We start from the raw sequence: 22,112 nt of genomic DNA on the forward strand, positions 1-22,112 counted from the left end.
TTGCGCTTACTGGCTCACTTAGCACTTATGACCTCTTCACATCTTGGGCATAGCGCATCTTCTTTGCTAGCGTTAAATTTCCAGCATCTTGGGCATTTGTGAAGGTTGCTTGCTATGATCTTAAATTTATCACCCTCTAGCTCAAACTCAGCTAATGGCTCGCTATCATCATAAGCTCTAACTGAACTTACCATGTAAAGATCAGCCACTTCGCGCTCGTCGTAGCCTGTGATGTTGTGGTTTGTGGTCTCTAGGCTTAGCTCTAGGGTTGATTTTATCTTTTTGTCCTTCTTAAGAACATCCACGATCTCGTTAAATTTCTCTCTGCTGGCAAAAAGCAGCTCATCTTCAAAGCTAAGGTCAAATTTAATTGGCTCATAGACTAGATCAAACGCGTCTTTTGCCTCGCCTTTGATGATATTTGGAGCATAGTCCATCACCTCATCAACGGTGTAAGTAAGCGTTGGAGCGATGAGTGGTAAAAGTGCCTTTGTGATGATCGCCATCGCACTTTGAGCTGATCTTCTTCTTGGGGCGTCTTTTGCGTCGCAGTAAAGCCTATCTTTACAAACGTCAAGATATACGCCGCTAAGATCGGCTGAAAGGAAATTTAAAAGGATGTTAAAGCCCTTTGAAAAGTCGTAGTTTTTAAAGCAAGCGCTCGCATCGTCAAAGACCTTTTTAGCGCGCGCTAATATCCATTTATCAAGGATGTTAAACTCTGTATTTAGGCTCTCAAGATCATTTACGTTTGCTAGTAAAAAGCGTATAGTGTTGCGGATTTTGCGGTATTGCTCGCTGATTTGTTTTAATATATCTTCGCTTATTTTTAGATCACTTGAATAATCACTCATACCAACCCAAAGGCGTAAAATTTCCACGCCGTGGGTCTTAGCTACGTCTTGTGGAGCGATGACGTTGCCCTTACTTTTACTCATCTTCTCGCCCTTGGCATCGACAGTAAAGCCGTGAGTTAGTATGCTCCCATAAGGTGCGTTAGAATTTACAGCTGTGCTTACTAAAAGCGAGCTTTGAAACCAGCCGCGGTGCTGGTCTGAGCCCTCTAAATACATGCTTGCAGGGTATTTGCCAGCGTCGTAGTTGTCGCTTTGCAAGACCGCATGCCACGTCGAGCCACTATCAAACCATACGTCAAGGATATCCATCACTTTTTCTAAATTTTCAGCTTTGTATTTTGAGCCTTTTGGTAAAAGCTCATCAACACTTAGCGCCCACCACGCATCAGCGCCTTTTTCTTTAAAGATGCCTGCGATGTGGTCTAAAATTTCACTATCAAATATAACTTCTTTTGTCGCTTTGTCCCTGAAAAACGCGATCGGCACGCCCCAGTCACGCTGACGAGAGATACACCAGTCTGGGCGATTTTCTATCATAGAGCCTATTCTTTTTATGCCAACGCTTGGGTAGAATTTAACCTTTTCAAGCTCTTTTAGCGCTGTTTGCCTAAGCGTTTTGCCACCTAGTTTTGCCTCGTCCATAGCTATAAACCACTGCTTTGTAGCTCTATAGATAACAGGCTTGTGCGTTCTCCAGCAGAAAGGATAAGAGTGTCTAAATTTAGAGACGCTAAGTAAATTTTTGCCAAGTAGCTCTAAAATTTTCTCATTTGCTTTAAAGATGTGCATACCGACAAACTCATCTACCACGTCACTTCTAAACAGTCCGTGATGTTTTATGCTCTCATCGTAGCAGCCACCATCATCAACTGGCATCAAAATTTCACTAAAGCCATACTTCAAACATACGTAGTAGTCGTCTTCGCCGTGACCTGGAGCTGTATGAACAAGTCCAGTACCCCCATCCATCATGACGTGGTCGCCTAGTAAAAATTGAGACTTTCTGCCATTTAGCGGATTTAGTGCGTGAGTGTTTTCAAGTAGGCTTGCCTTAAACTCTTTTTTGACTTCGCCCTTGCTTAGACCGCTCTCTACGATACTCTCAAGCAGAGGCTTTGCAAAGATCAAATTTTCAGCTGTTAGGACGTAAATTTCCTCTGGATTTAGGCTTATAGCTTGATTTGCCGGAAGTGTCCAAGGCGTAGTCGTCCAGATGACAGCGCTTGCCTCTTTTTCGCCAAGCTTTTCTAGCGCGTCGCTATCAAGCTCAAAGGCTACATAAATAGAATAGTCCTCTTTTTCCTCGTACTCGACCTCAGCTTCAGCTAGCGCTGATCTAGCCGCCCAGCTCCAATAAACTGGCTTGCTTCTCTCTACTAAAAGCCCCTTTTTAGCGATATCGCAAAGCGCTTTGTAGATGTCAGCCTCAAACTCAAATTTCATCGTCATGTATGGATTTTCAAAGTCGCCGATGATGCCAAGGCTTTTAAATTCATTTCTTTGAATGTCTATAAATTCTCTCGCGTGCTGTCTGCAAAACTCCCTGATCTCGACCTTACTAAGTTCTTTTTTCTTGTCACCAAGCTTAACTTCGACTTGCTGCTCGATAGGCAAGCCGTGGCAGTCCCAGCCTGGCACGTAGCGGACGTTTTCGCCGTAAAAATAGTGCGTTTTTGTAATGATATCTTTTAAAATTTTATTTAACGCGTGGCCGATGTGTAGGTGTCCGTTTGCATACGGAGGGCCGTCGTGGATATTGAAGTTTTTAACCGCATTTTGGCGGTTTTTCTTCATTTTTTCATAAACCTTGCGCTCTTCGTACCATGATTTTAGTCTTTGTGGTTCATTTTGTGGGAGATTTCCGCGCATCGGGAAATTTGTCTCTGGGAGTAAAAGTGTCTCTTTGTAGTCCATTTTTTACCTTGATTTTAAAATTTGCTAATTTTACACCTGTGCTGGTTAAATCACACTGAAAAATAGTATAATGAGGCAAAAAAAGGAGCTTAAAAATGAGACAAAGTATCTTGATAATAGGCGAAGATCTTGAGATAAATAGAGAATTTCTAAACTACATTTTTCAAAGTTACGAGGATCATTTTGGCGAGCTTGGAGTTGTCAGTTTTGCTCCAAAAAATAGCAAAGAGCTACCTTTTATCATCGAAAATTTATCAAAAGATTACGACTTTGTAAGTATTTTTGGCTCGGATGAAAATTTTGCCATCGCCGCAAAGATCGTGGCGACGCTAACAGGAGGCTCGCTTGAGCTAAAAGATAGCACGACACTTGCACTTAAAGATAGCTTAGACTACTCAAAAAATAGCTTTTTAGCTAGCCTAAATAACGCTCAGATAAATCTCATAAAAGCTAATCCAAATGAAGAGCTAGGAGAGTTTCTAACTGAGTATGAGCCTGATTTTAGCTACTTTCATCTAATAGACATCGACGCAGATAGCGCTAAGATCCTTATGCTGCCACTTGCTAAAACTTATGAGGTCGATATCACCCTTGCGCAGATCCTGCCAAATTTGATACTAGTAAGAGCAAAAAGTAATAAATTTGGCCAGATCGAGAGCTTTTTACAAGGTGTAAAAACGCTATTTTCACAAAAATTTATCCCGCAAAAAGATGTGATCAAATTTGTAGCAAATAGACTCATGCGAAAGGGGCTTAAAATTTCATTTGCCGAGTCTTGCACGGCTGGGCTTGCGGCGGCGAAATTTGCAAGATATGGAGGCGTCTCGGCTAGCTTTGATGGCTCATTAGTAACCTACGCAAATCACATAAAGCACGAGTGGCTGGGCGTTGAGGATGAAATTTTAGATACTTACGGAGCTGTGAGCGAGCCTTGCGTAAAAGCTATGGTAAAAGGCACTCTAAGCACTACAAATGCAAACTTTGCGCTTGCCATTAGCGGTATCGCAGGACCTGGCGGGGGCACAGCTAGCAAGCCAGTTGGTACGGTATATGTCGCAGCTGGCGATAGAAATGGCAACATCGAGGTCGAGAGACTTCTTTTAAAAGGGGAGCGTAACTACGTTAGAGAGCAAAGCGTGCTAAGTGCCTATCTATGCTTACTTCGCCTAAAAAGTGAGATATTTTTCGCTTAAATTTTATCTTTTTAAATTGCACTAAATTTAACGACGACATTCGCAGTAAAATATTAAAAATAAAAAGCCAAATTTAAGAGGCTAAAGATATTTAAAAAGATATTGTTACTCGCCATTAGTGCGTTATTTGCATGTTGTGCGACGTCAGCTGAGATAAAAGCTTTGAGTGCAGAGCCAAATTTTGGTAGATACAACAGCAAGCAAGTCGCCCAGAACTTGATAAATACGCCAAAATGGGTAGCTACATTATCCACACAGATGACTTCATATACCTTAGCGAAGGCAAGATCCCGCAAAATGGCAATAGCGATGGGCTGGATAAATTTATAAGTGAGATTAGCGGTGGCGAGTTTGACACTTATACCAAATTTATGCAGGCTTACGGCGCTTCGTGCCGTGCATTTTTAGATGGTTCGCAAGATCCAAAGCTAGCAGCGCTTCGCAAAAATTTAGCCAACGAATGGAAAAGCTCATCGTAGTGCCGGTAGCTAGCAATACCAAGGTAATCGGCCTAGGCGAAAACTCAGGCATAAAAGGTGGCTCACTTTTGCTAAAAAATGTCCAAAATATCGCGATCCGCAACATGAATATCCTAGATGCTTTTGATCCATTTCCAGATGTACAAAAAAATGATGGCTTTAATGCGCAATATGACGGCGTTAGCATAGAGTCAAGCAAAAACATCTGGGTAGATCACTGCCATTTTAAGGACACAGTGGAGCTTAGTCATGTGAATTTAGCAGGCGGGGAGCTTACAAAATGGCAAACCTACGACGGACTATGCGACATCAAGGGGGATAGCGCGGCTATAACGATCTCGCACAACATCTTTGAAAACCACGACAAAACGATACTAATAGACTCAAGAGACTATGACGGCAGCAGCGAAACTAGGACTATAACTGTCGCTCACAACATTTTTGACAACTGCGCGCAACGCCTACCTATGGCACGTAATGCAAAGGTGCACGTTTATAACAACTTTTACGACTCAAAAGATGGCTTTTATGACCAAAAATACGCCATTGGCGTGCGCTTTGGCTCGCTAATATACGCTCAAAATAACTACTTTACAAATGGCGTCAAGATAAGCTACAAATGTAACAAAGGCACCATTTTTGAAAGCGGTAACATAGACCTTTCTAAAAAAGGCAGCGTTTGCGAAAAGCTAACCAAGCCGCCATTTGAGCCTCCATATAAATTTGAGCTCCTCGAAGCTTTAAGCGTCCAAAACGAGGTAAATCAAAACGCTGGCACAGGCAAACTAGCCGTCATAAAATAATATCACCAAAGCCCCGAGCTAGCCAAAACGCTTGGGGCGTGAAAACAAAGCTAAATTTTTATATTTTTACAAGATAAGACGCTAGCACATAGCCCATATATCAGCACACAAAGGCTAACACTTAGTCCAAAGACGCTAAGAGCGGCGGTCTGACTAAAAGAGAGGGTAAAAAACGAGATAAAACTCGTGATAAATGCGCAAAATATCCCATAAATTCGCTCTTTTTCGCTAAGGCTCTCATTTAGCGCAAATATCATGTAATCAATCCCAACAGCGCTTGCAAGGATGAGCCCAAAGACACCAAAAATGCTTAAATTTACGCCAAAAATGGCAAATATAAAGAGCGTAAGAAGCACGCCAAAGATGATGATGCCCATGACAAGCGCCGAGATAAGCGCACTAAAATAAAACCACAGCAGTAAAAACGCGACCACAAGCGCTGCTATTTTTAGCTTTAGTGCAAGCTCTTTTGCCTGCGTCAGACTCTCATTTAGCGAGCTAGCGAAATTTAGACTAAAAGCGTTGTGGCGCTCTAGCACCTCATCACTTGCCGCCCCTTTTACAAAGCCGCTCACGTAAGCCACACTTGCATTTTCATCAAGCATAAATTTCTTAAAATCCTTCATCGATTTTAGAGCTAAAATTTCATTCGCGCTAAGCTCTTTTTTGCTCAAAACCTTTAAAATTTCACTTCGCACTTCATCTTTGCTAAAGCCAAATTTCTCATAAATCGCGTAAATTTGCTCATCATCAAGCGCCTTTTTAAAGGCCTCTTTTAGCTCATTCTGCTCGCTTTTACTTAAAAACATATCGCTAAGCGAGCTCTCATCTTTTATCAAATTTCTCTTTTTTAGCTCATCTAAAAGGCTCTTTTCACCTCCCAAAATGTCACCTCTTGATCTTGTCACGATCATCGTGTTTTGGTTGTTGCCAGTTAGGCTTAAGATATAAGAAGAGTCCGCTAGCAGGCTCTTTGGCATATTTGAGTAGTCTTTTACGTTTTCGCTTTTTGATAAATTTTTAAGATCAAAACCAAGAAAAATAGCTAGCAAAATAAGTGAGATAGCTAGAAATTTAAGCCCCAAATGCCTTGCAGCCATGTCTGAGAGCTTGCAAAATTTAGTTAAAAACGCATCAAAAACCTTTGATCTATAAAATTTCACCCCTTCAAAGACCAAAGGCATGAAAAAGTAGCTAGCTAAAAACGCAGCAACTAGCGCAAATGCCGAAAAGAGCGCCACCTCTTTAAGTAGCCTAAGATCAGAAAAAGTAAAAGCCAGATAGCCACTAAGCGTGATAAATAGGCCTAGTAAGAAAATTTTTAGCATATTTTTTATGCTGCTAGCCCTGATCGCTTCACCCTCGTTTTTGCTAAGCCAGTGCAAGACGTAGTCAAACATGAGGCCAATGAGGCTCGTGCTTATTAAAATAGTAAGGATATTTAGCTCATTTAGGCAGAGCAAAGTGCCTGCAAATGCCACGCTAAAGCCAAATGCAGCGATAAATATCACATAAAAAATTCGCAAATTTCTAAAAGCAAGCATCAAAAATATAGCGGTCAAACTAAGTGAGACCACGCTCATATAAAGGCTCTCGCTCTCGTTTTTTTGCTTTGAAAATGCCTGATAAAGCGCACTTGAATGCACAAAAAGCTCATTTTGCCCAACTTTTAGCGCATTTAGCTCGTTATAAAAATTTATTAGCCCCTCGCTCGAAGCTCCCTTTTTTAGCTCGCCTTTTAGCAAGAAAAAGCTCTTTTTGCCGTCCTTTACCTCAAGCATGAGATCTGCTAAATTTAAGCTTACATTGCCATTTTTTGCGCTAAAGCCACTACTTAGCGAGAAAAAATCATCATTTACATTTAAAAGCCTAAAGCTAAAGCTGTTAAAAATTTCTTCTGCGCGCTTTTTGAAAAAGGCGTTTTTATCGTTTTTTAAAAGCTCTAAATCACCCCTACTTAAAAGCGCGATCTTTGAGCGGTTGATGTCACTTTTGATATCGTTTAAATTTACGTCGATGTTCGCCTCAAAGCTCTTAAAAAGCGAGCTTTTAAGCGCCAAGCTTTGCACGTTTTTGGCTAGCTCTTTGGAATTTACAAGTACCAAAAAATTTGACGCCATCTCATCTTGCACCTCTTTTAGCACCTTTGCCTCTTTGGCGTCTTTGAAATTTATCAGCGAAAAGATGTCAGTTTGGACGTTTTTTAGGCTCGCAAGCGAATATCCAAGCGAGGCTAAAAAAACAAAGATAAAAGCCAAGATCGTGGCTAGTTTTTTCATTTTATACTAAACTCATTTATCGTTTTATCGCCGCTTACCTCGTCAAGCTCGATCTTTTTTACCGCCTTGTCGCCACTTATCTTTATGGATTTAAAAATTTGTTTAAAGAGTAAATTTTTAGGGCTTAGCTCTATGCTCCACTCTTTTAGGCTGCCGCTTGTCTTTATGTCAAATTCTTTCCTAAGCTCACTCTCATCAAGGCTGATGATAGCAAGAAAGAGCTTTTCATCAAAATTTGCGCTCGTCTTTTCAAGCTTGCCATTTTCGTTTTTAAAAATGCCATCTTTATTTATAAAAACCTTTGAGACGACTGGCTCTAGCGTATCCCAGTAAAGACCGCCCTTTTCTAGCTTAAACTCGCCAGAGCTTTTTATGCTTTTGTTAAAGCCAGCCAGACTCTTTGTCTGCGTGAAATTTCCGCTTACTCCATCTGTTTTTACTATATTTTTAAGCTCACCCAGCTCGTAGCCAAAGCAAGATATAAAAATGGCTAAAAAAAGAGCTATTTTTCTCATCTTTTCTCCTTTTCATTGTAGGCTTTAAGCGCCTTTTTTAGGGCTTCTGGCATCTCAAAGCAAGTTTGCAAGCTCTTCATCTCGATGACAGCTTGGGCGGTATTTGCCTCACTTAGTTTTTCGCCCTTTTCATTTTCTATAAGGTAGTGAAATTTTAAAAACGTTTCGCACTCGCTAAGCGTCGTCGTGACCTTTATAATGTCGTTAAAAAAGGCTGGACGCACGTACTTTACGTCAAGCTTTACGATAGGAAAGGCGTAACCATCTTTTTTCATAGCGATGTAGTTGTATCCTAGCTTATCAAGCAGCTCGCAACGCGCCATTTCTAGGTACTTGACGTAGTTGCCATGCCACATCACCTCCATGCTATCAACGTCAAAAAACGCCACTTTAAATGTGCTAACGTGTGAAATTTCCACTCTCATCTCCAAAAATCAAAAAAGTTAAACCACTGCGATGGGTTCTTGCACGCTTTTTCTTCAAGCTGCCTTACATAGCTTTGCACGTATGGCAGGACGCTTGCCTTGCGGTCTCTGCTAAGCTTTATCTCATCAGCGATATCACTTAGCTCTATGTCAAATTTATCGCCCTTTTTTATGCACCAAAGCGCACTCATCTTTACCCCCAAAATGCCAGCTAGCAGGTATGGGCCGTAGTTAAATTTAGCCTCCTTGCCAAGAAAGCTAAGCCTTATAAATTTATCTCCATTAAGCGGCGTCCTATCGCCCATTATGCCGATATTTACGCCATCTTCAACCGCCTCTTTTAGCTGCATCATCGCGGCTGCATCAAGCTTTTCAACGCTTATTAGCCTGATCTGTCCCTTGCTGATCTGCTCTAAAATTTTATAAAAATTCTCACTACCCTTGCTATAAACCAAGATGATCATGCGAAAATTTGGCGATCTAAGCGAGAGTGCCTTGCAAATTTCTACATTTCCAAGATGGCTTGTAAGCACGATCCTACCACGCTTTGAAGCTTCAAACTCATCTTTGATGCTGTTAAATTTACTAAGCTCTAGCTCGCTTTCAAGCACACCATTTTGCCAAATGCGAAATTTATCACATATTGCTATGCCAAAGTCATAAAAGTTGCTAAAAACGCCAGTAGTCGGCTTTTTACCGCTAAATTTCTCTACATTTAAAAGAAATTCTCTTATATTTTCTCTCTCAACTTTTGAAAAGAGATAGTAAAAGCAAACGACGATGATAACGATAGGTTTTATGAGAAATATAGGCAAATTTCTAGTTAAAAATAGACTAACTCTAAGAAAAAATTCGTTCGATCTCTCGCCCTTTTGCCACCATGCATATTTTTGTCCTTTAAAGGCTTTGCCAAGCAAAAATGGCACTAAAGTAAAAAAATATCTTGCATGCATGAGGCTTATTAGCGCGTTATCTTTTAGCATTTTAAAGTGCGAAACGCCGCCAACTTCGTAGCTCACTTTTAGCGCTATCCACTTGATCTCTACGCCAGATCTTATGGCATTTACCAAGATCTCCATGTCAAATTCCATCCTATTTGAGCTACTTTTAGAGGTCACACTCTCAAGCTCTTTTAGAGGATAAATTCTAAAGCCACACATCGCGTCTTTGATGTCAAAATTTAAAGTGTTGATCTTGACCCAAAAATTTGTGATCTTTCTGCCATAAAACCTCGACTTTGGCGCGTCTTCGCCGTATATTGGATCAGCCATGATTAGATCATTTGGATATCTTTTGCTAAGTTCTAAAAACTCCGATACCTCGCTTATGTCGTGCTGAAAGTCAGCGTCGATCTGAAATGCATGCGTGTAGCCATTTTGCAAAGCGTGCCTAAAGCCATCTTTTAGCGCAGCTCCCTTGCCGCCATTTTGCGCTCTAGTTAAAATTTCTACACCAAATTCGCTCAAATTTTGCAAAGCTTTTTTTGAAGCTTCATCTGAGCCATCATCGACTATTAAAATAGGCAGATTATATCTCGCAAGCGCCTCACAAAGGGCTTTTATCTTTTCTGGATGGTTGTAAAATGGTATGAGAAAGAGCGTCTTCATAAGCCCAGCTTTATCCTGCCAACAGCACTTCTAGCGCCGTTACAAAATATCTCAAAATATACCTTTTCATCTCTTTGCGAAATTTCTATACAAAGCTCGTCATTTGGCCTTACAAATTTTAAAAATTTCAAATTCTCCACCACGCATTGATCGCCTATTTCTGCGCCAAGCTCCCTTGCAAATTTAAATACAAAATCAAGCTGCACGAAGCCAGGCAAAAGCGGTAAATTTGGAAAATGCTCCATAAAAATGCCAAGTGCTGGGCTAAGCTTTGTCTTAAATTTATAAATGCCCTCTTCGCTACTTTTATCCCAAGAAAGCTCCTCGTTTTTTTCTAAAAGCAGCTTAAAATTTGCCTTTAAAAACTTGCCCTGAGCGTTTTTACAAAGCGAGCTAACGATCTTAAAATATCTCACGCTATTTTTAAACTCAGGCCTTAAAAGCTCATTTAGCCTTGCTACAACGCCCTTTTTACCGCTATCTCTAAAGAGCCTAACTCCCTCGTCGCTAAGCTCCAAAAGTGCAGCTAGACGCTTAAATTTAGGATGCGTGTCGCAGTAGCAGTCTTTTATAAGCCCGCTTTCAAACATTTTATTTTCGATACTTATTAGATTGACCCTTTTGTCATTTAGCTTAACGATCCTATCGATCCTGCCTTTTAGCGTGAGCCTGCTGCCATCTATCTGCGCCCAGTCACTAGTTTGAAAAAACTCGCACCAAGGCGAGCTCACATTTAACGCCTCGTCCTCGTTTAAAGCGGCCTTTACCTTGCTAAAAAGCAAAAGCTCATCGCCTAAATTTCTAGCAACTATGCCAGTTTCGGTGCTGCCATAAATTTCAATTATCCTAGCGCTGCTTAAGCTTTCTATCTTTGCTCTTAGCTCGCTCTTTAGTGCCGAGCCTGCACAGATGATATTTTTTAGCCCTGAAATTTCAGCTGCTCTTGGGCTAGAAACTAGCGTTTGAAGCAGGACTGGGCTTGTCACAAAGCTTAAATTTGTAAGGTCTAGCTCAAAGATCGCTTCTGGGTAGTTTAGCTCCTTGCTAACGGCTTTTGCGCCAGAGATGAGAGGTAAAAAGACTTTAAATGTAAGGCCAAACATATGCTGGTGCGAGACGCTAGCAAAAAATTTATCACCCTCGCCAAATCCAAGCTCATCTTTTAAAAATAACCCCTCATCTATCATCGCGCCAAGGCTTTTTTGGATATTTTTACTAGCTCCACTCGAGCCTGAGGTCTGAAGGAAAAATGTAGAATTTTGATCAAATTTTAGCTCCATGCTCTTACTAAAGTCTAAAAAATCACCAAAATTTTCATCATTAATGACAAATTTATCCCCGCTATATATCGGCTTTGCAAGCAAGATAGGTTTTACACCAACCCCAAGTGCTCCAAAAAAAGCGGCGCAAAAGTCAAAGCTCTGGCTTAAATAAATTTCTATCTCGCTTAAATTTTTCTCTTTTAAATTTGCCCCAAAAGTAGTCGCATACTCGTAAAGATCCTTGCTAATGTCCACAAATTTAAATGCCTTTAGGCTCTTTTTAAAATCCATTTTCCCTCTTTAAAATAAAAATTTTACGATATAAAATTTCGCCAAAAAACAAAACTCCCATCAAGATATAAGATACAAATGAGCAGTAAATGCTCCAGTAAATTTTATCCTCACACTGCGCCAAAACAAAGGCGAGAACTGCGTTAAAAACGAAAAACCAGCACCAAATTTTAGTTAGTCCTCTTGTGTAGCTAACGACCTTTTTATCTATGTTTTTCTCTTTTAGCCTAGCAAGCCTTGTTATGACTGCCTCGCCCTTTAAGCTGTAAAAAAATACCGCCAAAAAGCCAAGACTTACGATACTTGGGTATAAAAGCGCCAAATTTACACTTCTAAAAATAGCGCAAACCGCAAAAAATAGCCCAGCCGCTAAGCAAACCTGCCTTGTTTTACCGCTTTCAAAATAAGCCCTAGCCAGCCAAAGAGCGCATAGCACGCAAAATATAAGAGGTGCACCCTTTTGCCAAAAAAATAGCACCAAAGGGTAGGCGATACTTGCTAAAACTAGCGCTATTTTTACTATCTTATGCTTCAAATTTCTTTGCTACGGCTTTTACGATATCATCAAGCGTTTTTACGTTTTTAAAGTCCTCTGGCATCAGTCTATAACCAGTTTGGCGCTTGATGTAATCAATCATATCAATAGCATCTATGCTATCTATCTGCAAGTCCTCATATATCCTAGTTTCAGGCTTTATCTTGCTCTCATCTATCTCAAAAAGCTCAATCAAAGCCTTTTTTAAAATTTCAAAAATTTCTACTTCGCTCATTGTTATTTCCTATTTTCGTAAATGTATTTTGCAAGAGAAGATACGCTAAAGAATATCTCTTTTAAATTTGCTGTCTTTGAGTCAAGCACGAGGCCATATTTTTTCTGCACAGCTAGCCCAAGCTCTAGTGCATCGACGCTGTCAAGCCCGAGCCCCTCGCTAAAAAGTGGTGCGTTTTCGTCGATATCGCTTGGCTTCATATCCTCTAAATTTAAGCTTGTGATGATCAGCTCTTTTATCTCATTAACTAGTTCTTTCACTAAATTCCTCCTTATAAATTTTACTTATCTCTTCGTGTAGCGCCCTCGCCCTTACGGGGCTTGGCCTATCTTTTAAAAACTCACCAACTTCAAATTTCTTTAGCTCTTTAAAGACGTACTTTATCTTTTCATCTGGCGTTTTGTACCATGGCTCATTTTTTCTAAGGCTTCTTGGAGCCATATTTATACCAACGCAAACCACGTTAGACGCGCCTTTTATACCCATGTATGCGGCCGCTTTATGAAAGATGATCTCATCTTTCGTGCGCGTGCCCTCTGGGAAAATGAGCAAATTTTCGCCGCTTTTTAAAACATCTACGCTTTTTTGTAAAAATTCCTCGTTATTTGTGTTTGGTATGTAGTTGCACGCCCTAATAGCCGCAAATAAAAATATATTTTTGCCAAGCTCGCCCTTTACGATGCAGTTTATCCTTTTAAATTTTGAGACCAAAAAGACCACATCAAGCAGCGAAGGGTGGTTTGCGATGACTAAATTTGAGCCGCCATTTAGCTTTGTAAGCTCAAATTTATAGTCCAGATACCCACAAATTTTAGTAACTTTTATAAAAAATCCCCAAGAAACTCTAACTAGATCTCGGCATAAATTTTGCATAAATTTAAATTTATTTAGCCCCAAAAGCACGACTGGCACCAGCAAAAGATCGCCGCTTATGCAAATTAGCGCAAAAAAGAAAAATAAAAATCCAGCTCTTAAAATTTTAAGGCTCATAGCTAAAATTCCAAGACACGAAATGACTGCTACTTTGCCACGTTTTTGCCAAATTTGGGTCAAAATTTACGATGAAGCTTTGTAGTAAATTTTCTGAAATTTCTTCTTCTTTTTCCACTCTTTTTAGAGTTAAAACTCTCTTGTCTTTTGCCTTTGAGACGACAAGCGCTAGCATAAATGATGGCTTTTTCTCATCAAAATAGCTCTGCGATATCGACTCATGATAGGCAAGTATGAGCACCTTTTCATATCCGTCATTTAGCCTTAAAAACGCAGCTTGCAATGCGTCTTCGACTGGGCTAAATGATGAGATGGCTAGAATTTCATTGTGATTTTTAGCTTCGATGCTAAGAAGCGACGAGATAGCGTTATGCACAGAGAGCGAAAACGACGTTGGCGATACTGGCTCAGCCTTTGCAAGTGTAGTTTCTAGCTCAAAACAGCGATTTATCTCGCCCTCATAAGAGCTAAAAATGACTGGCATATCGATGCTCTCAAAACTACTAAGCAGGCTAAAAGCGCACTTTGCGGCACTACTTAGCCTTCTTCTTTGCATGGGCGGGATCTTTGCTAGATCAAATTCTTTTTTGTATCTAGCTAGATCCTCGCTGATCTCACCATAAGCTATAGCGTCATAAAAATCAACTTGAAATTTCATTATTTCGCGATGTCGCCTCTTAGTGTGACACCAGACATCAAAGAACCGCTGCCGCACTGAAACTGAGTTTTAGAGTTAAATGGCTGTTTTTTGTAATATCCAGTCAAATTTACAACCTTCGTGCCGCCCTCTTTCACCGCTCTTTCTTGAAATGACTTTAGAGCAGAGAGAAGCGCGATCTGGCAAGCCTCTTCGTCACTTTTGTTAAAGCCATTTGTCTTTTTGTTTGACGTTAGGTCTTTAACGATTATGTTGCCTGTGTAGCCTGTGCCAAAGCTAACGCTAACGTTTGGTAGCAAAAATTCTTTAGCCTTTGGGCCTTTTAGGAAGTCCAGCGAGTGGTACTTCACGTCGTCTCTTGCGCTAAGGCTTGAGGCAAATGCCAAAACGGCAACTAATGAAACTAATCTTTTCATTTTCTATCCTTTTTAAAATTTGTTATCTACTCTTTTAAATATCAAAGATGTATTTACACCGCCAAATGCAAAGTTGTTACTCATCACAAAGTCCGTCTTTATCGGCGTTGGCTCCTTTAAGTAGTTTAGCTTTGCACACTCAGGATCAGTTACTTTTAAATTTATAGTTGGGAAAAATAGCTCTTCTCTCATCATCATGATAGTTGCGATCGCCTCCAGCCCGCCACAAGCGCCAAGCGTGTGACCAAGATAGCTCTTAAGCGAGCTAATGGCGATGCCCTCTCCGAAAAGCTCGTTTGTAGCGATACTTTCAGCTATATCGCCATGTTTTGTCGCGGTGGCGTGGGCATTTACGTAGCCTATGCTCTTTGGCTCTAGTTTTGCCGCGCGGAGTGCTAGGCTCATCGCTGCTTTCATCGTAGCACTTTGTGGTCTAGTGATGTGCGTGCCGTCACACGTTGAGCCAAAGCCAACGACCTCAGCGTAAATTTTAGCTCCTCTTTTTAAGGCGCTCTCTTCGCTTTCAAGCACTAAAAATCCAGCTCCCTCGCCAAGCACCAAGCCATCTCTATCTTTTTCAAACGGCGTTGGTGTCAAATTTGGCGCGTGGTTTTTGACACTAGTCGCGTAGAGCTTATCAAAGACGTACGCCTCGCTCACACAAAGCTCCTCAGCCCCACCAGCTAGCATCATATCTATGCTGCCACTTTTTATGCTCTCGTACGCATAGCCAATGGCGTGTGAGCCGCTCGTACATGCCGAAGATGTAGGGATGATACGCCCTTTTAGTGAGTAAAATAGCGCGATATTTGCCGCTGTGGTGTGAGGCATCATTTTTATGTAGGTATTTGCGTTAAAGCCGCTATCCATGTCCAAAACTAGCTTTGCCATGTCAAGTATAGAGTCCGTGCTACCAGTGCTTGAGCCACTCGCCACGCCCATCCTGCCATCTTGCACGCTTGGGTCTAAATTTGCAGCCTGCAAGCCTTCGCCATTTAGCAAGCCAGCGTCTTTTAAAGCAAGTCCAGCCGCGTGTACGCTATAAGTTGAGACCTTACCAAGGCTTCTTAGCTGCTTTCTGTCCCACTCCTGTGGGTGTTTGTAGTCTATGATAGGAGCTGCTAGGCGTGTGTTTAGCTCTTTATAGCTCTCCCACTCGCTCATATATCTCACGGCATTTTTGCCTGCAAGAAATTTAGCCCTCATCTCATCCCAGCTGTTGCCAAAAGCACTGACTGCACCGATACCTGTGACAAATACACGCATTAGCAAAGTCCTCCATTTACGCCGATAACCTGCCTTGTGATGTAGCTAGCCTCGCCACTTAGTAAAAATTTAACAAGTCCTGCCACCTCATCTGCCTCGCCAGCTCTTTTTGCAGGTATGGCCTTTAGCACCTCATCTAAAAAATCGCTATTTAAAATTTCTTCACTCATATCTGTCTTTATAAGCCCAGGTGCCACGCAGTTTACTGTTATGCCCCTACTGGCAAGCTCGACTGCAAGGGCTTTGCTAGCTCCTATGATGCCTGCCTTGCTAGCTGAGTAATTCACCTGACCTCTGTTGCCAATGACCCCTGAAACAGAGCTTAGCGTCACTATCCTAGCTGGCTTTCTAGCCCTTATCATAGGCATTAGCGCTGGCCTTAGGACGTTATAAAAGCCATTTAAATTTACATCTATCACGTCAAACCACTCTTCATCACTTAGCCCTACAAAGGTGTTGTCTCTTGTTATGCCAGCGTTTAAAATAACGCCGTAATAGACGCCATTTGCCTCCATATCAGCCTCTATGGCCTCTTTAGCCGCAGCAGTGTCAGCCACGTCAAATGTCATAAATTTAGCCCCAAGCTCACTAGCCATCTTTAAAAGCTCATCGCTCTTACTTCTTGCATGAAGCACCACTTCGTACTCGTCAGCAAGGCGCCTAGCGATGCTAGCTCCTATGCCTCTACTTGATCCAGTTATCAATACTCTCTTACTCACTAAGTGCCTTTTTTACAAATTCTTCATCAGGGCTCATCACGTTTAAAACCGCCCTTGCGCTAAGCTCGCCATTTACAAAAAGCTCGCTGTCATAAACGCCAAATCCACTCTCATCTTGGATCGAGCACTTTGAAATGATCACTATCTCATCGCCCACATTAAAATATGGCCTAAAAATTTCAAATTTTCTACTGCCAAGCAAAAAGCCAAATATCGCCTTCTCACCCCTTAGCTCACGCATCTTTGAGTCGTAAATCCCAAGACTTTGAGCCATCATCTCTATCGCCTTTTGCGTCATAAATTTACCATCTTCTAAAAAGGGGTTTTGCTCATTTATCACGCTTCTTACCTTTATGCTCTCGCAAGGGATAAATTCTAAAATTTCATCGATCAGGGTTATGGCGCTGCTGTGCGGCAAATAATCACTTATCATCATCTCACTCTTTTAAATATTATCGCGGCGTTATCTCCGCCAAAGGCAAAAGATAGCGACATCGCTGTTTTTACGTCAAATTTCGTGCCGCTTTTTACTAAATTTATAGCCTCCAAGCTCTCATCATACTCGCCGTCATAGACGTGTGGTGGCAAGGTGCTATTTTCCTCCATGCAAAGCATAACGCAAATGGCGCTTTCTATTGCTCCAGCAGCCCCAAGAGTGTGACCGATCTGCGGCTTTAGCGTGCTTGCAAAGGTGGCACCAAGCGTTAAATTTACAGCTTTTGCCTCCATTTTGTCATTTGCCTGCGTGCCGGTGCCATGTAAATTTACATAGTCCACGCAGCTCATGCTGGCTCTTTTTAGCGCACCCTCTATGCACTTTACCGCCATTTTTGCGCTAAAATCAGGCTGCGTCATGTGAAAAGCGTCGCAGTTTGAGGCTGAGCTAGCGACTACGACGTTTGAAATTTCATCACGGCTTAGCAAAAATAGCCCAGCACCCTCGCCGATATTTATCCCCTCTCTGTTTTTAGAAAAGGCCTGACTTGGCGCGCTACTTAGGATACTAAGTGAGTTAAAGCCATTTATCGTAAGCGTATTTAGGCTATCGACGCCGCCACAGATGACCACATCACAAAGCTCACTTTCAATTAGCCTTTTTGCTTCTATGATTGCTTTAACGCCTGAAGTACACGCAGTCGATACGCAGTAGCTTGGGCCGCTAAGCTCGTAAAAGTCACTCACAAACTCGGCCACATTTGCAAGGCAGTTTCTGTTTATGCCAAACCTGCTTTTATCAAAAAATCCAGTCGCGATATAGCCTTTAAATGGCTCGAAATTCTCCTCAACGCCGCTTGTTGTAGTGCCAAGAACTACTCCCACACGGCTTTTGCCATATTTTTTGATCGCTCTTTTTATCTCCTCATCAATCTCAAGCATCGTGCTAAGAAGTAAGGCGTTGGTGCGAGTTTTGAAGTGCTCTTTTGTGCTGCTAGCAAACTCTGGCAACTCACCACTAAATTTACCCACCAAAAACTCATTTTGTGGGTGAAATTCACAGCTTTTAGCTAAAAATCTCTTGCCACTTAAAAGCGAGCTTAAATTCTCATCACTACTACTGCCTGCGGCGCTGATAATGGCTGGTTTGCTAACGTATATCAACGCTTTTTACCTCATAAATTTGATCATCTATCATAAATTTTTGCTCATTTTTTTCATCTTTTATCATCTCAAGCACCTTGATAAAAAGCTCATTGTAGGCGCTATTTGGCGGCAGGAAGCCCAAATTTGCAAACGTGCCGTCCTTTAAAACTCGCCTAGCTTCTGGTGCTCCAAGTGCATTTACAAGGCTAAATTTATACTCATTTTCGCTATTTTGCACATAGAGCATTAGCGGCCCTTTTGATGAACTAACCTCAAATGCCTTTAAGCTAAAATCCGCCAGCTTTGGCGCATCAAATTTCTTAGCACAGCCAAGAGCTAGAAGCGTTACCGCAAGGATCATAGCTATCTTTTTTACAAGCACTTTTTACCTTTTTAGTGTTCTAAAATCATAAAAATTTAACAATTATATCTTTGCAATGCTTAAATGCAAGGCAAATGATAAATAGATTATTAATAATCAAGTATCTTCTATCCATTTCATCAAATTTAGCGCTAGTAAGGTCGCTAAAGGCTAAATTTTTGGCTTTTATAACAGCCTCTTTTGCGGTGTAAATTTCATAAAATTTTTGTATTTTGTCTTTGGCATTTGCGTAAATTTCGCTCTCTTTTTTGTTAAAGCAAAATTTGATCACTCCGTCAAAATTTCGCTCTTTTAGCTCCTCCACATCAACGCCAACTTTTTCTTTTGAGATAGCCAAAACGGCGATATTTTCTTTGTGAGAGAGGCAAATTTTACCCCGTTTTTTTGCTTTAAATTTTAAATAGCGAGAAAGTTTAAATGAGTTTGAATTTGCTAAATTTGGATATCTTTTTAGTCTCCTGCACTCTTTTCTAGAAAGCATCTTGGAGCTAAATTTCTCAGCCTCAAAACCGACAAAAAGATAAATTTCACCCCTTTTTATAGGCATTTTCCACTCTTTTTTTATACTCTTTTGCGCTTTTAAGCGCCTCTTTAAACTCGCCACTAACCGCCCTTAAAGCATCATTTTTAAGCTCGATCTCATCTTTAAACGATCTAATCCTTGGCATAAAAGCGACCTCATCATCTCTAAAATCAGCCTCTTTTAGATCAAAGTTTAAATTTTTAACTTTTGCATTTAAAATGAAAAGGGCGCATTTTCTTGGTCCAAAGATGAAATTTCGCTCTTTTAACGGCTTTAAACTTCTTACCAAGATGCCGCCATAAAGCGCTGGCTCACTCTTAAAAGAGATGTCAAAACCAAAGTTGTGAAAGTAAATTTCACCAGCCTCGCACGATCTTTTGTAGGTGTTTGCATCAAAGCAGGTGTAAATTTCAAGCTCGCTAAATTTATACTCCGCGCCACTTACAACGAGGATCTTGCTTTGCATCAGCTCACGCAAAAAGCCCTGAAATTTTGCATCAAGATACGCCTTAAAACCTGCTATTTCAAGAAGCTCCTCTCTTTGGCTCTTATCTAAGCTTTTAAAGCCATCTCGCCTGAGTGCTTTCAATTTTTCTTTGTCAAAATGACTTTGCTCCAAAAACCCACTAAGCATTTCCACTAGATCAAATTTAGCAAAATGGCTTTTAAGTAGCTCGCCTGATAGCATTTTTGCTCCTAATTTTTTGGCATATTTTAAGAAATTTAGCTTTTATATGCAAATGCTGGGTCTAAAATATATGAAATAACTTCTTGGTTTATAAATTTTTTATCCAAAAAGGGAGACAAGGGGGCTCGAGTTACGGTCTGCTTGCAGTTGCGAGCTTGCGAAGCAAAGCCGTCCCCTTATCCCCCTTTTAAAATCCCTCAATCCCCTCGCACGTTAGAAGTGCATGCGATAGCACTATCGTGCCACATGCGGTTTGTCATCAGATAAATTTTCAGCAAATTTTAAAATTTATGAGCGAGCATATCACGCTTCTAAATTTAGTGGCGAATAGTTATAAGCCCTAAATTTAGTAAGTTACTAAGGCAAGCGAGTAAAGTTTTAAAATTTGCAAAGCAATCTAATCAAATTTAAATGTTTGTTTTCTTTGTTAAGGGGGAAGAGGCTTGAATTACGAAGTCGCTCTCTTCCCCCTTAACGATCCCCTAACTCCGACGACGTTAGAGGTGCATGCTTCAGTGCTTCGCACTGCATGCGGTTTATTTTTAAGAAATTTCTAGCAAATTTTAAAATTTCATGAGCGAGTAATTTCGGCTCTAAAATTTGAGCTAAGCTGTAAGCGAAGCCAAATTTTAGTAGTCAATTCTTGCGAGTGAATGGAATTTTAAAATTTGAAAAATAATAAATTTCTATTTTTAAAAATACAGACCTTAAATTTAAAAACTCTTTTATTCGAAAAGGAGACAAGGGGACTTGAATTACGCTCTGCTTGCAGTTGCGAGCTTGCGAAGCAAAAGAGCTCCCTTCCCCCTTAACAATCCCCTAACCCCGACAACGTTAGAGGTGGCATACGATAGCGCTTTGCGCCGCATGCAGTCTAAAACTCTAGCAAATTTTAAAATTTGCAAAATAATAAATTTACTTCTAAGGCAGGCAAATTTTACCAGCTGCCGCTGGCTCCGCCGCCGCCAAAACCACCGCCGCCGCCACTAAAGCCGCCTCCTCTGCCATTTGAGCGACCGCCACCTCCATTTGAGCCTGAATTATCGCGTCTAAAGCCCATTGGCAAAGAGCCACCTTGGCTATTTCTCTTAAAAACATCTTTTAAAATAAAGAAAAATACCGCAAAGATAAAGGCAAAAGCGCCAAAGATGATAAAATAGTTTTGCACGCCAAATCCCTGCTCAAGTGCGGTTGATACAAGTCCAGCAAAGCACGTGCTAAAGCCAGTTCGCATAAAAAATTTGCCAAAGATCACAGAGGCAAAACAAGAGAGCATGCCAGCAAAAAAGGCAAACACGCCAAAAGGCAAGTCGCTAAGGCCGGATTTACTACTAAATTCCTCGCCACTAGCCACTTTTATGATCGCTAAAATGCCCTCTTTCACGCCTTCGCTCATCTTGCCATTTTTAAACTCAGGTATCATCACGCTATTTATGATCTCGCTTGCCACGGCGTCAGTTAGCACACCTTCAAGTCCGTATCCAACCTCGATGCGGACCTTTTTCTCGTTTGGAGCGACCACCAAAAGCACGCCGTTGCTATCTTCTTTTTGACCTAGTTTGTAGCCTCTAGCAATCTCAAGAGACAGCTCTTCAATGCTCCTGCTTTCAAGCGAATTTAAAGTCACTATGGCGATTTGCGTGGTGCTATTTTGCTCGAAATTTTGCACTAAATTTAGAAGCTCATCTCTTTCATTTTGTGAAAAAATATGAGCCTCATCGTTGATCTGCTCATTGAAATTTAGAGCAAAACAAAAGCAAAATGCAAAGAGCAAAAGAGCAAGAGCTTTTTTCATCACTTCTCAAACGAAACTTTTGGGTTTTTCATATCTTCGCTGCTAACCTCGATGCCTTGCTTTGGCTTCATCTCTGGGTAGAAAATGCCTACTATAAATTTACCAGGAAAGCTTCTAAGAGCTACGTTGTACTCTTTTACAGCCTCGATGTAGTCGCGTCTTGCTACGCTTATGCGGTTTTCTGTGCCTTCAAGCTGGCTTTGGAGTGAGAGGAAATTTTGATTTGCTTTTAGCTCTGGGTAGCTCTCGCTAACTGCCATTAGCCTGCCAAGTGCGGAGCCTAGCTGACCTTGAGCTGCCATAAATTCTTTAACCTTTGCCTCGTCACTAAGGCTGCTAGCGTCGATGCTTACTTGCATGCTCTTGCTTCTTGCATTTGCCACGTCTTCAAAGACCTTTTGCTCGTGGGCTGCGTAGCCTTTTACGGTTTCAACTAAATTTGGCACGAGATCGGCTCTTCTTTTGTATTGATTTAGCACCTGAGACCACTTCTCGTTGGTGTTTTCATCAAGCACGACAAATGAATTTGCGTATTTGAAAGCGCCAAAAACAAGTGCTGCTATGACCACAACTATGGCTATTAAATTTTTCATATTTTCTCCTTTAAAAGGGGTGATATTAGTAAAATAAGGCTTAAAAAATGATGTGAATTGAGGTTAGGTAAGTGAAGTGAGTGCTTAAAGCGCACTCACTTTTGGG

General features: G+C 41.1%; 24 protein-coding genes. 3 read left to right on the forward strand and 21 right to left on the reverse strand.

The window, feature by feature from the left end; genetic code table 11:
* Positions 1–14: 14 nt before the first annotated feature.
* Positions 15–2,771 (reverse strand): isoleucine--tRNA ligase, encoded by a 2,757-nt coding sequence (gene ileS, locus MTT29_RS04955; RefSeq protein ID WP_429799946.1) that lies wholly within the window; start codon positions 2,769–2,771, stop codon positions 15–17.
* Between the two features lie 95 nt (positions 2,772–2,866).
* Between ileS and MTT29_RS04960 the strand changes: the two genes are divergently transcribed.
* The 3 genes from MTT29_RS04960 (at position 2,867) to MTT29_RS04970 (ending at position 5,246) form a co-directional block, all read left to right on the forward strand.
* Positions 2,867–3,964: a CinA family protein gene (locus MTT29_RS04960; RefSeq protein WP_429799947.1), complete on the forward strand. Its 1,098-nt coding sequence runs from the start codon at positions 2,867–2,869 to the stop codon at positions 3,962–3,964.
* A 233-nt stretch (positions 3,965–4,197) separates the two neighbouring features.
* Complete coding sequence (locus MTT29_RS04965) at positions 4,198–4,443, forward strand: hypothetical protein (RefSeq protein ID WP_429799948.1); 246 nt, start codon at positions 4,198–4,200, stop codon at positions 4,441–4,443.
* Positions 4,425–5,246: a pectate lyase family protein gene (locus tag MTT29_RS04970; RefSeq protein ID WP_429799949.1), complete on the forward strand. Its 822-nt coding sequence runs from the start codon at positions 4,425–4,427 to the stop codon at positions 5,244–5,246. The genes MTT29_RS04965 and MTT29_RS04970 overlap by 19 nt, the downstream gene beginning before the upstream one ends.
* Before the next feature lie 50 nt (positions 5,247–5,296).
* On the opposite strand, the gene MTT29_RS04975 is transcribed toward MTT29_RS04970, so the two are convergent.
* The 20 genes from MTT29_RS04975 to MTT29_RS05070 all read right to left on the reverse strand — a co-directional run bounded on the left by MTT29_RS04975 (position 5,297) and on the right by MTT29_RS05070 (position 22,006).
* Complete coding sequence (locus tag MTT29_RS04975) at positions 5,297–7,525, reverse strand: hypothetical protein (protein ID WP_429799950.1); 2,229 nt, start codon at positions 7,523–7,525, stop codon at positions 5,297–5,299.
* The gene (locus tag MTT29_RS04980) at positions 7,522–8,040 is read right to left on the reverse strand and encodes a LolA family protein (protein WP_012140375.1); all 519 of its coding nucleotides are present in this window, start codon (positions 8,038–8,040) and stop codon (positions 7,522–7,524) included. Before MTT29_RS04980 ends, MTT29_RS04975 begins: the two co-directional genes overlap by 4 nt.
* Positions 8,037–8,465 carry an acyl-CoA thioesterase gene (locus MTT29_RS04985; RefSeq protein ID WP_103616407.1) on the reverse strand — a complete coding sequence of 143 codons (429 nt, stop codon included), beginning with the start codon at positions 8,463–8,465 and terminating at the stop codon, positions 8,037–8,039. Before MTT29_RS04985 ends, MTT29_RS04980 begins: the two co-directional genes overlap by 4 nt.
* Positions 8,462–10,072 (reverse strand): glycosyltransferase family 2 protein, encoded by a 1,611-nt coding sequence (locus MTT29_RS04990; RefSeq protein WP_429799951.1) that lies wholly within the window; start codon positions 10,070–10,072, stop codon positions 8,462–8,464. The genes MTT29_RS04985 and MTT29_RS04990 overlap by 4 nt, the downstream gene beginning before the upstream one ends.
* Complete coding sequence (locus MTT29_RS04995; RefSeq protein WP_429799952.1) at positions 10,069–11,625, reverse strand: AMP-binding protein; 1,557 nt, start codon at positions 11,623–11,625, stop codon at positions 10,069–10,071. The genes MTT29_RS04990 and MTT29_RS04995 overlap by 4 nt, the downstream gene beginning before the upstream one ends.
* Positions 11,615–12,160 (reverse strand): DNA gyrase subunit B, encoded by a 546-nt coding sequence (locus MTT29_RS05000; protein ID WP_429799953.1) that lies wholly within the window; start codon positions 12,158–12,160, stop codon positions 11,615–11,617. The genes MTT29_RS04995 and MTT29_RS05000 overlap by 11 nt, the downstream gene beginning before the upstream one ends.
* Positions 12,150–12,395 (reverse strand): acyl carrier protein, encoded by a 246-nt coding sequence (locus MTT29_RS05005; protein ID WP_012140380.1) that lies wholly within the window; start codon positions 12,393–12,395, stop codon positions 12,150–12,152. Before MTT29_RS05005 ends, MTT29_RS05000 begins: the two co-directional genes overlap by 11 nt.
* 2 nt (positions 12,396–12,397) lie before the next feature.
* Positions 12,398–12,655 carry a phosphopantetheine-binding protein gene (locus MTT29_RS05010; RefSeq protein WP_012140381.1) on the reverse strand — a complete coding sequence of 86 codons (258 nt, stop codon included), beginning with the start codon at positions 12,653–12,655 and terminating at the stop codon, positions 12,398–12,400.
* On the reverse strand, positions 12,639–13,385 hold the full coding sequence (locus MTT29_RS05015; protein ID WP_429799954.1) for a lysophospholipid acyltransferase family protein: 747 nt from the start codon (positions 13,383–13,385) through the stop codon (positions 12,639–12,641). The genes MTT29_RS05010 and MTT29_RS05015 overlap by 17 nt, the downstream gene beginning before the upstream one ends.
* A complete protein-coding gene (locus MTT29_RS05020) occupies positions 13,375–14,043 on the reverse strand; it encodes a beta-ketoacyl synthase chain length factor (protein WP_429799955.1) in 669 nt (222 codons plus the stop codon). The genes MTT29_RS05015 and MTT29_RS05020 overlap by 11 nt, the downstream gene beginning before the upstream one ends.
* Entirely contained in the window at positions 14,043–14,459 is a 417-nt protein-coding gene (locus tag MTT29_RS05025; protein WP_103589961.1) for an excinuclease ABC subunit A, read from the reverse strand. Before MTT29_RS05025 ends, MTT29_RS05020 begins: the two co-directional genes overlap by 1 nt.
* 12 nt (positions 14,460–14,471) lie before the next feature.
* Positions 14,472–15,725: a beta-ketoacyl-ACP synthase gene (locus MTT29_RS05030; RefSeq protein ID WP_429799956.1), complete on the reverse strand. Its 1,254-nt coding sequence runs from the start codon at positions 15,723–15,725 to the stop codon at positions 14,472–14,474.
* Positions 15,725–16,444, reverse strand: a complete 720-nt coding sequence (fabG, locus tag MTT29_RS05035) for a 3-oxoacyl-ACP reductase FabG (protein WP_429799957.1) — start codon at positions 16,442–16,444, stop codon at positions 15,725–15,727. The genes MTT29_RS05030 and fabG overlap by 1 nt, the downstream gene beginning before the upstream one ends.
* Positions 16,437–16,880 (reverse strand): thioester dehydrase, encoded by a 444-nt coding sequence (locus MTT29_RS05040; protein WP_429799958.1) that lies wholly within the window; start codon positions 16,878–16,880, stop codon positions 16,437–16,439. Before MTT29_RS05040 ends, fabG begins: the two co-directional genes overlap by 8 nt.
* A complete protein-coding gene (locus MTT29_RS05045; RefSeq protein ID WP_429799959.1) occupies positions 16,877–18,043 on the reverse strand; it encodes a beta-ketoacyl synthase N-terminal-like domain-containing protein in 1,167 nt (388 codons plus the stop codon). Before MTT29_RS05045 ends, MTT29_RS05040 begins: the two co-directional genes overlap by 4 nt.
* Positions 18,030–18,407 (reverse strand): hypothetical protein, encoded by a 378-nt coding sequence (locus MTT29_RS05050; protein ID WP_258030467.1) that lies wholly within the window; start codon positions 18,405–18,407, stop codon positions 18,030–18,032. Before MTT29_RS05050 ends, MTT29_RS05045 begins: the two co-directional genes overlap by 14 nt.
* A gap of 25 nt (positions 18,408–18,432) precedes the next feature.
* Complete coding sequence (locus tag MTT29_RS05055) at positions 18,433–18,954, reverse strand: 4'-phosphopantetheinyl transferase family protein (RefSeq protein ID WP_429799960.1); 522 nt, start codon at positions 18,952–18,954, stop codon at positions 18,433–18,435.
* Positions 18,935–19,618 (reverse strand): sulfate ABC transporter ATP-binding protein, encoded by a 684-nt coding sequence (locus tag MTT29_RS05060; protein ID WP_429799961.1) that lies wholly within the window; start codon positions 19,616–19,618, stop codon positions 18,935–18,937. The genes MTT29_RS05055 and MTT29_RS05060 overlap by 20 nt, the downstream gene beginning before the upstream one ends.
* Positions 19,619–20,555: 937 nt before the next feature.
* A complete protein-coding gene (locus tag MTT29_RS05065) occupies positions 20,556–21,413 on the reverse strand; it encodes a TPM domain-containing protein (protein WP_103598400.1) in 858 nt (285 codons plus the stop codon).
* Positions 21,413–22,006, reverse strand: a complete 594-nt coding sequence (locus MTT29_RS05070) for a LemA family protein (protein ID WP_103598401.1) — start codon at positions 22,004–22,006, stop codon at positions 21,413–21,415. The genes MTT29_RS05065 and MTT29_RS05070 overlap by 1 nt, the downstream gene beginning before the upstream one ends.
* Positions 22,007–22,112 lie beyond the last annotated feature (106 nt).

Source organism: Campylobacter concisus (assembly GCF_050447485.1).
In the GTDB taxonomy this organism is placed as follows: Bacteria; Campylobacterota; Campylobacteria; order Campylobacterales; family Campylobacteraceae; genus Campylobacter_A; species Campylobacter_A concisus_BQ.